The organism is Gillisia lutea, from assembly GCF_021568705.1.
Lineage (GTDB): Bacteria > Bacteroidota > Bacteroidia > Flavobacteriales > Flavobacteriaceae > Gillisia > Gillisia lutea.
Window position 1 is genome coordinate 637,329 of record NZ_JAKGTH010000006.1, and the last position, 13,209, is coordinate 650,537.

The 13,209-nt window shown below is 36.9% G+C and carries 7 protein-coding genes; 1 reads left to right on the top strand and 6 read right to left on the bottom strand.

Annotated elements, in window-relative coordinates; translation table 11 throughout:
- From L1I30_RS02940 to L1I30_RS02960, 5 genes are all read right to left on the bottom strand, one after another.
- The gene (locus L1I30_RS02940; RefSeq protein WP_236132753.1) at nt 1–1,617 is read right to left on the bottom strand and encodes a SusD/RagB family nutrient-binding outer membrane lipoprotein; all 1,617 of its coding nucleotides are present in this window, start codon (nt 1,615–1,617) and stop codon (nt 1–3) included.
- Nucleotides 1,618–1,629: 12 nt separating this feature from the next.
- Nucleotides 1,630–4,722 carry a SusC/RagA family TonB-linked outer membrane protein gene (locus L1I30_RS02945; protein ID WP_236132754.1) on the bottom strand — a complete coding sequence of 1,031 codons (3,093 nt, stop codon included), beginning with the start codon at nt 4,720–4,722 and terminating at the stop codon, nt 1,630–1,632.
- A gap of 174 nt (nt 4,723–4,896) precedes the next feature.
- Complete coding sequence (gene murQ, locus L1I30_RS02950) at nt 4,897–5,709, bottom strand: N-acetylmuramic acid 6-phosphate etherase (RefSeq protein ID WP_236132755.1); 813 nt, start codon at nt 5,707–5,709, stop codon at nt 4,897–4,899.
- Nucleotides 5,710–5,759: 50 nt separating this feature from the next.
- Complete coding sequence (locus L1I30_RS02955; protein WP_236132756.1) at nt 5,760–7,325, bottom strand: beta-N-acetylhexosaminidase; 1,566 nt, start codon at nt 7,323–7,325, stop codon at nt 5,760–5,762.
- Nucleotides 7,326–7,339: 14 nt separating this feature from the next.
- Nucleotides 7,340–8,626, bottom strand: a complete 1,287-nt coding sequence (locus L1I30_RS02960) for a sugar MFS transporter (RefSeq protein ID WP_236132757.1) — start codon at nt 8,624–8,626, stop codon at nt 7,340–7,342.
- Between the two features lie 525 nt (nt 8,627–9,151).
- Between L1I30_RS02960 and lepA the strand changes: the two genes are divergently transcribed.
- On the top strand, nt 9,152–10,948 hold the full coding sequence (lepA, locus tag L1I30_RS02965; protein ID WP_236132758.1) for a translation elongation factor 4: 1,797 nt from the start codon (nt 9,152–9,154) through the stop codon (nt 10,946–10,948).
- 61 nt (nt 10,949–11,009) lie between these two features.
- On the opposite strand, the gene L1I30_RS02970 is transcribed toward lepA, so the two are convergent.
- Nucleotides 11,010–13,034, bottom strand: coding sequence for a cation:proton antiporter (locus tag L1I30_RS02970; RefSeq protein WP_236132759.1), 2,025 nt, complete (start codon nt 13,032–13,034; stop codon nt 11,010–11,012).
- Nucleotides 13,035–13,209 lie beyond the last annotated feature (175 nt).

Genomic DNA, 13,209 nt, shown 5'->3' on the forward strand with positions numbered 1-13,209 from the left:
TTATTCTGGTTTGCTAAACCAAGTTTCGTAAGTGTGATAATCTTCTTCAAAGGCTCCAAGAACTTCTAAAGCTTCCTTGTTCCACATATATTCGGAATTATACCTTGGTCTTGCACGGTATGCAGGCTTTTCGTTATTGGTTATGTATAATGGATCTGGTAATTCAAAGCCTTTATAAACAGGCTCTGCTGCATCGACATCATAGTGATATCTTCTCATATCCGACCAAGTTTCGAAGAATCCCCATCCCCAAGTTGCTATATATTTTTGCAGCATGATTTTAGACAAGGTTAACTCCTGGGTTGATACCGGAAATAATTCTTCACTGCTTAAATAAGAAGCTCTTCTTGCATCAAACAAAGCAGGATCTGGTGCAAATTGCTTAGCAAAATCCATGTGTGCATTTACTCCTTCTTGATAAGCTGTAAGTGCAACATCCTTTTTATTTGAGATAAAGGCAGCTTCTGATTTTATGAACTGTAATTCAGCATAGGTCATCAAAGGGAATCTAGCATCATTATTAAAGAAATAAATCTGTGGAGATGGTGTACTTCCTGAGTATCCTACTTCGTTCCAGAAATTCTTAGGAACCAGATCTGCTTCTGCTGAGGACCATTCATTAATTCCAACAACGGGAGAGATCCCTCTATATTTACCATCTGGAGATTGCGCCATCATGGCGGTTATTCTTGGATCTTTTAAATGCTCTTCACTGTTTTCTGCTAATGGATCTGCACCTATCAGGCTTGGATCAGTAAGCTCTGGGTTTGTTCCATCAAGTAAACCTATCATAAATTTTGTTTGACGATAACGCCCAATGTTTCCTCTACGTGGTCCGAAGAAATTCGTGTTAGAACTTACTGTGCCTTCAAAACCGATAGTAGCATCATCTTGATTTCCTGCCAATGCCATGTCAACGTATCCAATAACCTCATCGGCATTGTAAGAACTCTTATTTGTTAATCTGTGTGCATTTATTGCAAGTAATCCATATGCAAATTTCTTCCACTTATCACGATCTCCACTATAGATAAGATCTGCTTGGCTTAATCCGGAATCTTCAGGACTTAATCCATCAGTTCTTTCCAGATTTTCAATACCTAAAGCTAATAGTCTCTGAATTTCAGCATAAACTGCTGCTTGATCATCATAGTTAAAAACACGCTGATCTGAATTAAAAGCTTCAGAAACAATTACAGGTCCATGATAATCTGTTAGCATTTGCCATCCGTAAGCTCTTAGAATATATCCAACTCCCACGAAATCGTACTTTTCATTGATCATACCACTTTCTATCATATCAGATAGATTATAACCCATACTCCAGTAAACAGCTCGCCATAGTTGCGCATAGGAATCTGACAATGGGTTGTTATGTAAATTCAAAGAATAAGACTCTCCTGAAGAATATGCCCAGTTTTGGGTATAAAACCCGGTGAACCTTCCGTCCCACTGTATTGCCACAGCCAGTTCAGACTGGATTTGTGGCAGAAATAATTCGGGTTGCAAAAGTGCATCCGGACCATTTGGGTTTGTGTTTACGTCTAGATAATCGTCACAACCTGAAAAGGTAAGTGTGCCGGCAATCATTAAACATGTATATATTATTTTTTTCATCGCTCTCTATATTTAAAATCCAACTCTCATTCCAATATTCAATCCTCTAGGCAAAGGGAAGTTACCATAGTCTAATCCTGCACCTCCGGCTCCACCTACTGCGGCAGAATTTCCATTTGCTACTGGGTCTAGACCAGAATAATTTGTTAACAAAAATAGATCAGTACCTGTTACAAATACGCTAGCGGTTCTTAAAAATTTCGTTCTCTCTAAAACGCTTCCCGGGAAGTTATAGCTAAAAGTAACATCTCTTAAACGTACCCAGTTAATATCCTTCTCAATGAAACTTTGATGAGGGTAAATTGAAGACCAGTAACTTGAATTACGATACAGGTCAATTGGGATATTGTTATCTGTTGGAGTTCCTGTGTTTTCGTTTCCGTCTTTTAAAACCCCGGTTACAATTCTAGGAGTTTCTCTATCTAAAGTTCTCTTACTTAAACCTCTTGTAGTTAAGTAGTGTTCCGTAGCATTGTAAACATCGCCACCTACACGGAAATCTAATAAAAAGTTAAGTGAAAAATCTTTATATCTAAATGTGTTTGTAAGCCCCATTGTGAAGTCTGGGTTTCTATCTCCAACTACTATCCACTCACTAGTATCTAGAATAGGTAACCCGTTAGAAGGGTTAATCAATACTTCTCCCTGCTCGTTTCTTTCGAAATCGTATCCTGTAAAAGTGGTTAGAGACCCTCCAACTCTAGATCCTACACGTACATTTCCATATAACCAAGTATCGGAATTATAGAATTCTGATACATCACCTGGAAGGCTTACCAGCTCACTCCAGTTCTTTGTATAGTTAGCCAAAATATCCCAGGAAAAGTTATCGGTTTCTATAGGAGTTGCATTTAACTGAAGTTCTATTCCTTCATTTTGAATTTCACCGGCGTTAAACGTCATAAGAACAAATCCTGTAGCGTAGCTAAGTCTAAGATTCTGGACAATTTGATCTACAGATTTCTTATTAAAATAAGTAGCATCTATACCTAACCTATTTTTAAATAACTTAAGTTCTATTCCATACTCATAAGAAGTTGTCATTTCAGGCTTCAAATCTAAACTCGGTCCGGTAAATCCGTATCTAAATCCACCACCTGTAGTAAGTGAATTGGTATAGAACGGGCGAATGCTGTATGGTCTTGCATCTTTTCCAACTTGTGCTACAGAGGCTCTTAACTTTCCATAAGATAATACATCTTTAATTCCTTTAAGAGCTTCTAATTCTGTGAAGATAAAGCTTAGACCTGCAGATGGATAAAAGAAAGAATTATTCTTTTTAGGCAAGGTAGAACTCCAGTCATTTCTACCTGTTAAAGTAAGGTAAAGCATATTATCATAACTAGCATTTAAACTAGCGAAAGCTCCAACCAGACGACGTTCGGTTAAATTGTTGAAAGCTCTATGTGTAGCTAAGTCGGTGTTATTGATTGACCATAGATCTGGTGCTTGAAAGTCTTGCCCCCCAGCGGCTGCACTAAAAGTGTTGTAATCGTAAACAGCACTACCAATTTTTATATCTGTTGTAATCTTATCATTAAAAAGTTTTGGAGGAGTGATCTGGGTATAGTACTGAAACGTAAGGTTTCTTGTAGTTACCAATGCCTGATCAAATATTCCACCGTAATCTTTTCCAGTGTTAGATTCAGGGTGTCTTACAATAGTATTTTTAGTTGTGAAATAATCTACACCCACTTGTCCTACAAATTTCAACCATTTTAATGGAGAAGCTGTAAGTTGTGTATTCAGTTTATATCTATCAGTTAAAGAGTTGAAGATATTCTTATTTACATTAAAGAAAGGATTTTCTACAGCATTCGAATAGTCTGCATAATCTCTTCTCGTCCCCCCAGGAGTCAAATAATTACTGGCATCATCAGTAGAAGGCCAAAGCAATAGGTGTAGCAATGGTCCTCCAGAACCTCTGAAGGTCTGATCATTATCTGAACGGGTATAATCGAAAGTTACATCAGCCGAAAGAAAGTCGTTAAACTCTGCTGTTATTGCAGAAGAGAGATTCAACTTTTCCAATCCTGTTGTTGGAACAAACCCTTCAGCATCTGTGTGAGATGCAGAAATTCTATACTGGCTCTTTTCACTACCTCCAGAAAATGAGATATTATGCTTTTGAGTATATGCATCTTGAAAGAAATTCTTTACGTTATCGTAAAACTGGGTTCCTTCAGCATAAGGCTCTCCAAAATAATACAATTCCTCATTTCCTTCGTTGGTATAGCCATTTGCTCCTCTATCATAGGTTTGTTGAATATCTGGATATTCAACAATTCTATCTACTCTAAAGCTATTGCTATAATCTATACGGGCTTTACCCGCTTTTCCTCTTTTAGTTGTTATAACCACTGCTCCAGATGCTGCTTCAATACCATATAATGCTGCTGCTTCCGGCCCTTTTAAAATAGTTACAGACTCAATATCCTCTGGGTTAATATCTGCTGCTCTGTTTGTGAAATCTACTCCTCTATTTTCGAAAGAAGTACCACTTACAGAAGATGCGAATATTGAAGTTGAAGTTGTGCTGTTGCTAATTGGCAAACCATCTACAACAAATAAAGGTTGGTTACTACCGCTTAATGAACTTATCCCTCTAATTACTATAGAAGAAGATGCTCCAGGAAGTCCAGAAGTACTATTCACTTCTACTCCCGCAACTCTACCCGCTAATCCATTCACAAAGTTTTCACGTTGTGTTTCTGCAATAGCAGCACCTTTTACCTCTGTAACAGAATATCCAAGTGCTTTTTTCTCTCTTTTAATACCAAGTGCAGTTACTACCACTTCATCTAATCCCTCTAAATTCTCTACCAGAGTTACATTAAAAGTGTTCTTGGTACCTAAGGTGAGTTCCTGAGTATCGAACCCTAAAGAGGAAATCACTAATATTGCCTCGCTATTGTCTGGTGCATTCAGAGCAAATTTACCATCCATGTCGGTCACAGTACCTTTATTGGTGTTTTTGATATACACAGAAACCCCGGCAACCGGTATCCCTTCCTTATCTATGACCTTTCCAGTCACCATCCGCTCTTGTGCAAATGCTTGCATCCCCAAAAAGCAGAGTAAAATTAAGAGTAGTCTTTTTTTCATAATTTAAATTGATTTAAAATCCTGATTCAGTAACAGTCTTGAAAAGCGAAATCTAAAATTCTTATTATTGATGGGCAGTTACGCTATTTTATTCCTTCAAAAAATTCAAATTTAAATTCCATAAACCTTATCAGACTTCTTTTAAACATTGGCTTTAATTGTGGTTTTAGTTAGTTAATCTTTATATTTTAATAATACAGTTCGCACGCTTTTATGTTCTTCTAATAATTTTGAAGCTAGTTTTTGATCTACGTTCAACTCATCCATGATCATCTTTACACCCCGTTCTACCAGCTTTATATTTGAAAGTTGCATGTCTACCATTTTATTTCCCTTCACTCTTCCTAGCTTTATCATTACAGCTGTTGAGATCATGTTTAGAACTAATTTTTGAGCAGTCCCAGATTTCATCCTGGTACTTCCAGTAACAAACTCAGGACCTACTACTACTTCTATAGGGTGTTCTACTGCCTGAGCTAATGGCGAATCAGGGTTGTTGGTTATACATCCTGTTGCAAGACCCATTTCTCTGGCTTTTTTAACTCCTCCAATTGCATAGGGAGTAGTTCCCGATGCCGCAATACCAATTACCACATCATTAGAATTGATGTCGAATTTCTTCAAATCTTCCCATGCTTGTAGTGTGTCATCTTCGGCATTTTCCACGGCCTTTCTTAGGGCAACATCTCCTCCGGCAATAACACCAATAACCACATCATCTGTAACACCAAAGGTCGGCGGGCATTCTGAAGCATCCAAAACACCCAACCTTCCACTGGTTCCTGCACCTATATAAAACAACCTACCATTATGAAACTTAATTTTTGAAACTATTACATCAACCAGTTCTTCAATATTTGGAATAACCTTACTGATAGCTTCCGGCACCTTTTTGTCTTCGTTGTTCATGTTAGACAACAACTCCTGGGTGCTCATCTTTTCAAGATCAGTATATAGAGAACTTTGTTCTGTGACTTTTTTAGACATTTTATATTAAATCAATATTATTTAAAGGTTTAAAACCTTTTTAAACACTCTTATTTAGAGGAAATCTCATCATTTTCTTTCCATTCAAGTTCGGGGCTGGCAAAATAATTTATGCCCATTGCTTTCAATCTTGCTTCATGAGTTTTCAATCTTTTTGTAAATTCCAGAAAATCTCGCTTAGTATCTGACCAAGAAATTTCGGCTACGGCAATAGTTCTAGGCCAAAACCTATTATCCAGCATAGCCTCTGTAGTTACCAGTTCTGTCCACACCGGAGCTTCAAAACCAAGGACATTTGTATCTTCAGAAATGAAAGAATAGACCTCCTCTAGAGAGACTCCAGTTTTTTTACACCAGTTATTGGTATTTGGCTGCCCAGTTACATTTCCATGATCAAAATAAAAACTGGAACAAATAGATTCAATTACTTTAATGCTTGTTTTTGAAGTTGTTTTGCCATTCCATCGTTGCCCGATAAATGAATTTGAGATATCTGCTTTGGTAGCTTCTTCCCAACCAATGGCAATTTTTCCATTTTGATTTACAATAGCTTCAGCTTTTTTAATAAACTCCTCATATAATGGATCCTTAATTTCATCGCCGCCAATGTGTAGCCAGGGGCCTTTAGTGAGTGTAGCTAGTTCGCCAAGAATTTCTGAAACAAATTCATATACTTCAGGCTTATCAAGACAAAGTTTGCTCCAACCCACTTTATATTTTGAATATAGTTGCGGAGGAGTGGCAACTTCGGTATTTATGTTGGTAAGATCTTCACAATTCAATTCAGGGTAGGCTACAAGGGCCGTATAAATATGTCCTGGCATATCAATCTCAGGAATGACAACAATATTTCTGGCCAAGGCATATTCCTGGATCTCTATATATTCTTGCTGAGTTATAAAACCGGATTGCGCATTTACTACCGAGCTCTTCCCTCCTATTTCACTTAACCTTGGTTTTGATTTAAGTTCAATTCTCCAGCCTTGATCATCGGTAAGGTGGAGGTGTAATCTATTCAATTTATATAAAGCCATTCTATCTATGTGCTTCAGTATATATTCTTTTCCAAAGAAACTTCTCGCCACATCTATCATACTTCCTCTCCATGAATATTTAGGAGCATCTTCAATATGAAGTTGTGGTAGAGCGATCCTTCCCGAGATTAGTTGCTCACTTTCAATTTCTGAAGGCAACAATTGTCTTATAGATTGAATTCCGTAAAAAAGACCGGCGGTGCCTGCACTCTTAATATTAACGCCTTTTGAAGTAATATCCAGAATATAACCTTCTTCCCCTAGTTGAGACATTAACTCTTTATCGACCGATAAATTCCAATTACCACAACCGGTTACATTCTTAATTTCTGAATGCAGTTGCGCAGCCTCTAAAATCTGTTGTAACCAAGGTGCTGAAGAAGCAGCTTCAGAATTATAACAAATGCTGTTTTTTCTTGGAAGCTTATACATTCCTCCGGTTACATTCAAATTAGCAGGCTTCGGAATTATATTAATTGATGTATCGGTTTGCTTGGCACCAGATGTTGCGCGTTTATACCCGGAACAGCCCACCAAGGTGAGAAAACTTAAGATCACTATGTTATAAAACGTGTGTTTCACAGTTCCTATACTTATTATTTAGATTTTATTTTATGACCCTTAGCAGCAAAAAACAGCATATAAGCATATACAGGTATAATAATCCAATAAGCTTGCTGCGGGTTAAACATATCTGCCAGATACCCATATACCGGTGGTAAAATAGCTCCTCCTGCAATTGCCATTATTAATAGAGATGATCCTGTTTTTGTAAATTTTCCCAATCCTGCTATAGAAAGTGGCCATATTGCCGGCCAAACCAGCGCATTTGCGAGACCTAAAAGGGAAATGAATAATACCGACACAAAACCTTCTGTAAAAATTGCTCCTAACCCTAAAACTATCCCCACTATTGCCGAGATGCTCAAGGCTTTTTCTTGTGATATATATTTTGGGATGGTAAAAATTCCAACTACATAACCTACTATCATGGCTATTAAAGTATAAGTAGTAAAGAATTTTGCAGTTGCAAAAGATATTCCCTGAGAAGCACCATAGCTAATTACAGTATCTCCTGCAATAACTTCTACCCCTACATATAAGAACAAGGCTAATACACCCAATAATAAATGAGGGAACTGAAAAATGCTCTTTTTATGTATGTTAGATTTTGCTACTTCTTCGTCTTCTGAATCGGTATCCACTTCCGGAAGGGATGAAAAATAAATAAGTACAGCTAATATCACTAACACAGCCATCATAATTAAATATGGCACTATCACTCTTTCGGAAAGTGCATTTAGCGCTGCGACTTTATCGTTTTCGCTCATCACTTTAAGGTTTTCTACCAGACTGTCTACATTCTTAAGGGCAATTGCACCAAGAACAATAGGAGCTAACGCTCCAGCAATCTTGTTACAAATTCCCATGATGCTAATTCTTTTAGCAGCACTTTCTATAGGGCCTAAAATGGTAATGTACGGATTGGAAGCAGTTTGTAGAATTGCTAATCCTGTTCCTTGCACAAATAAACCTATAAGAAAAAACTCGTAAGTTCGGGTAAAGGCGGCTGGCACAAATATCAACGCCCCAATGGCCATTACTAATAAGCCTAAAGACATCCCTTTTTTAAAACCGGTTACTTTTAATACCCAGGCAGAGGGCAATGCCATTACTAAATAAGAAATATAAAAAGCGAAGGTTACTAAATAAGACTCAAAGTTATTTAGCTCACAGGCAATTTTTAAATAAGGAATCAATACCGAATTTAGCCACGTAACAAATCCGAAGATAAAGAATAAGGCACCTATAATTATAATAGATCTGTTGGTTCCTGATTTTTGAACCTTAGCTGTAGAATTTGCTTCCAATTGACTTTCCATAGGGGGTCGCCTTAAAATTTAAATTTCAACTTAAAATTTCCAGCAGATCTTTGGAAAGCTCGTGGAGCTAAAAACCAAATATAGAATCGGAAGTAAATTTTAAGAATATGTTAAAAAAACTCTTTTATGCTCAATAAAATATTTCAATACTCTCATAGCTTCATAGGCAATCAAAAAGCATAAATGCATGATTTTGGCCTAATTTTAACTTTCTCCTACACAAAGAAGCCATCTTTTTTTAGAATATGCAAATACTTTTATAATTTTTTTTATAATTAAACAATAGATAGCTTATTTTTTTAAAATGAGTATTCCATTTATTTTCTCTTAAATATTGCTTAAAAACTTATTTATAGGGAAATTCATTTTTTATCCTGCCAATTCATTAATGATATTCTTTTAAATGAAAAAACGGCACTTTTTTACTCTATAAGAATATTCTCTAAAAAGCCTTCTAAAAAAACTATATTTGTATCCTTAAAATAAGATGAATCCATAAAGGGTTCTATACTTTGAAATTGACACATGAAGAACATACGTAACTTTTGTATTATAGCTCACATTGACCACGGGAAAAGTACCCTGGCAGACAGACTGCTGGATTTTACCGGCTCGGTAACCGATCGTGAGAAGCAAGAGCAACTATTGGATAGTATGGATTTGGAAAGAGAACGTGGTATTACTATTAAGAGTCACGCTATCCAGATGGATTATGAATACAAGGGAGAAAAATATATTCTTAATTTAATAGACACCCCGGGACACGTAGATTTCTCTTACGAAGTTTCCAGATCTATTGCTGCCTGTGAAGGTGCTTTGCTAATTGTAGATGCTGCACAGAGCATACAGGCACAAACTATTTCCAATCTTTATCTTGCCTTAGAAAATGATTTGGAAATTATTCCTGTACTTAACAAGGTAGATCTTCCTAGTGCAAACCCGGAAGTAGTGACCGATGATATCGTTGAACTTTTGGGTTGTGATCCTTCTGATGTAATCCCCGCAAGTGCTAAAACAGGACTTGGAATTGAAGAGATATTAACTGCCATTATTGAGCGTATACCTGCTCCGCAAGGAAAAGAAGATGCGCCTTTACGAGCTCTTATTTTTGATTCTGTTTATAATCCCTTTAGAGGAGTGGAAACCTATTTTAGGGTTATTAATGGTTCTATTAAAAAAGGCCAGAACATAAAATTCGTTGCTACCAATAAGACTTATTTCGCTGATGAAGTAGGAACCTTACGTTTAAAACAATATCCACGTCAGGAGATCAAGACTGGAGATGTAGGATATCTTATTACCGGAATAAAGGATGCCCGCGAAGTTAAAGTGGGGGATACCATTACCGATGCCAAAAACCCTACTACCGAAGCGGTGGCAGGATTCGAAGATGTGAAACCTATGGTTTTTGCTGGTATCTATCCTGTTGATACCGAAGAATATGAAGACTTGAGATCTTCCATGGAAAAATTGCAGTTAAATGATGCTTCACTGGTCTTTGTACCGGAAAGCTCGGCTGCATTGGGATTTGGATTTAGATGTGGATTCTTAGGAATGTTGCACCTGGAGATCATTCAGGAAAGACTGGAACGAGAATTCAATATGACCGTTATAACCACGGTTCCCAACGTTTCTTATCACGCCTATACTCATAAAAATCCGGATGAGGTGATTCTGGTTAATAACCCATCCGATCTTCCAGAGCCTTCAAAACTGGAGCGCGTGGAAGAACCTTTTATTAAGGCGAGTATCATAACAAAATCTGATTTTGTTGGACAGGTAATGTCTTTATGTATTGAGAAACGTGGACAGATTACTAATCAAACCTATTTAACGCCCGAAAGAGTGGAATTGAATTTCGATATGCCGTTGGCCGAGATCGTATTCGATTTCTATGACAGGCTTAAAACCGTTTCTAAAGGCTACGCTTCTTTTGATTATTCACCAATAGGAATGCGGGCCTCAAAACTTGTTAAAGTTGATGTCCTGCTTAATGGAAGTGTTGTAGATGCTTTGTCGGCTTTACTTCACGTAGATAATGCTTACGATATAGGAAAACGTATTTGTGAAAAATTGAAAGAATTGATTCCCAGACAACAATTTGATATTCCAATTCAGGCTGCTATTGGTGCAAAGGTAATTGCCAGAGAAACCGTAAAAGCACTAAGAAAAGATGTGACTGCTAAATGTTATGGGGGAGATATTTCTCGTAAACGAAAACTTTTAGAAAAGCAGAAAAAAGGGAAAAAACGTATGAGACAGGTAGGAAATGTTGAAATTCCACAGGAAGCATTTATGGCAGTTCTGAAATTAAACGACTAAAAATCCTTATCTATTAATTTATAAAAGGGATCGTATAAATACGGTCCCTTTTATGTTTCTCTTAGGTATAAGCCACAATTTTAGTACCTCTGCTTCTGCTATTTTGCAATTCCTGATAAATTTGCTTTAAATCTAAATGATAATTTAACGTGCTGTTTCTGGATATTACCAGCATTACAAGGTCTTCAGGATTTAATTCATCGTAATAAGTTTTGTCGCTATTAGAAGTATTTACAATAAAACTTATTTCTGCAGATAAATTAAGTGCCCTCAGTTTAGATTTTACAGCCTCTTTAACTAACGAATTGCATACCATTACAACCGGAACGCTCAATTCTCGTGAGAGTTTTTGCATCTTCTTAATCCATAGCTCAAAACCAGTATCATTTTCAGCTTCCGTAGCTACCTTTATCAAAAGTCTGGAATGAGTAGACCAAGGTTTTACAGCATCGCATATAAGCACGGTTTTATTCGTCCTTTTAATTATGCTATTTATCTTTTCATCTTCCGTATTTCCTGACTGATGTTGAAGGCTGGGCCAACCAAGAATGAGCATATCAGCAAGCAATTCTTTTGATTTTAAGGCAATTCCTGTTGCTATATTGGTATTGATGATAGAGGTAATGTCTACTTTGGTCTCGGTCGAATTTCCTATTGTCACATATTCCTCCAGCTTTTGCCTTCCGGATGCGATATTCAGTTCGGCCTGCTCATCATTAGGAACTACATAAAGAATAGAAATTGGCAAATGAGAAGCCTTATCTTTTATAAGTATTGCAAACTCCAGCAATCTATCAAAATTCTGAATATTAGCCAGCGGCAATAAAATACTTTCTTCTTTAAACGATGAAAGTTTTTCCGGGAATTCATTATTCAAAGTATCTGGTAAATTTATTAGCTTATTAGCGGCATTCTCTGTGGTTATACTAGCTATTATTGAGGTAATCAGCACTAAAATAATCGTTCCGTTCAAAATATTCACATCGATGATCCCGGCGTTATAGCCTACTAAAATTACCGCTAAAGTAGCTGCAGCATGCCCGGTACTAAGTCCGAAGATCAATTTACGTTGCAAAGAGCTGTAATGGAATATACGCTGCGTGGCGAAAGCAGCAAGCCATTTTCCTGTGACAGCCACCACACACAAACATAGAGCAATAAATAACGCCGAATAGCCGCTAAATATCAGCCTTATATCAACGAGCATTCCTACACTTATCAAAAAAAAGGGAATAAACAGCGAGTTTCCCATAAATTCGATTCTATTCATTAAAGCAGAGGTATGAGGTATTAACCTGTTCAATGCTAGGCCAGCTAAAAATGCTCCAATGATATCTTCTACTCCTGCCAGTTCAGCTAAAAAAGCGGCCAGAAACACTACTGTTAATACAAATATATAATGTGAGTGCTTTTCCTTTTCCATATTTGTAAAGAACCATTTGGCAATCTTGGGTACCAGCAGGAACATGATACCTCCAAAAACTATTAAAGAGATCAATAATTTCGCCCAGAAAAACAGGGTTAGACCGCCTTGAGCATTTCCCATTATTACCGCAAGCAGTATAAGCACTGTGGTATCGGTGAGTATGGTGCCACCAACTGTAATGGCTACCGCCTCGTTTTTTGATATTCCTAATTTGCTAACAATAGGGTAGGCAAGCAGGGTATGTGTAGCAAACATACTGGCTGTTAAAAGACTTGCGTTAAAATTATAAGCTAAGACATAATAGCAAACAGGAAAACCTATTGTAAGAGGTAAGATAAAAGTTAAAAAACCAAACATATAACTCTTATGCCTGTTCGCTTTAAACTGATTGATATCCAAATCCAGGCCGGCAATAAACATAATATAGAGCAACCCAATTTTAGAGAAAAGTACTATGGCGGCATTTTTTTCAAGAATTCCCAAACCAAAAGGGCCTATAACAATTCCGGAGATTATAAGCACCACAATTCCAGGCACTTTTAAGCGCCTGAAAATTATGGGAGACAAAAGAATAATGAGTAAAATTAATGAAAAAACAAGCACCGGATTTTCAAAAGGCAACTTGAATTCATGGACAATATCTTGAAAATAATCCCCCATCGTTGAAGCTAGCTATATTTATTAAATTAGGGTTTTAATTTTCCTAATACATCTCCAAAGAAAGCACATTTTTTAATTGCTTTTTCAGCTGCTCTCAAGATTTTTTTAGTTTCTAACTAGCACTAAAATAGGTGCTTATTAGCTATATGCAGAAATAAGTATCGGCCAAACAGCC

What these genes read in the sequence shown, in the direction of transcription:
- L1I30_RS02970 (WP_236132759.1), bottom strand. Translation starts at nt 13,034, where the DNA reads ATGGGGGATTATTTTCAAGATATTGTCCATGAATTCAAGTTGCCTTTT.
- L1I30_RS02940 (WP_236132753.1), bottom strand. Translation starts at nt 1,617, where the DNA reads ATGAAAAAAATAATATATACATGTTTAATGATTGCCGGCACACTTACC.
- lepA (WP_236132758.1), top strand. Translation starts at nt 9,152, where the DNA reads ATGAAGAACATACGTAACTTTTGTATTATAGCTCACATTGACCACGGG.
- L1I30_RS02960 (WP_236132757.1), bottom strand. Translation starts at nt 8,626, where the DNA reads ATGGAAAGTCAATTGGAAGCAAATTCTACAGCTAAGGTTCAAAAATCA.
- L1I30_RS02945 (WP_236132754.1), bottom strand. Translation starts at nt 4,722, where the DNA reads ATGAAAAAAAGACTACTCTTAATTTTACTCTGCTTTTTGGGGATGCAA.
- murQ (WP_236132755.1), bottom strand. Translation starts at nt 5,709, where the DNA reads ATGTCTAAAAAAGTCACAGAACAAAGTTCTCTATATACTGATCTTGAA.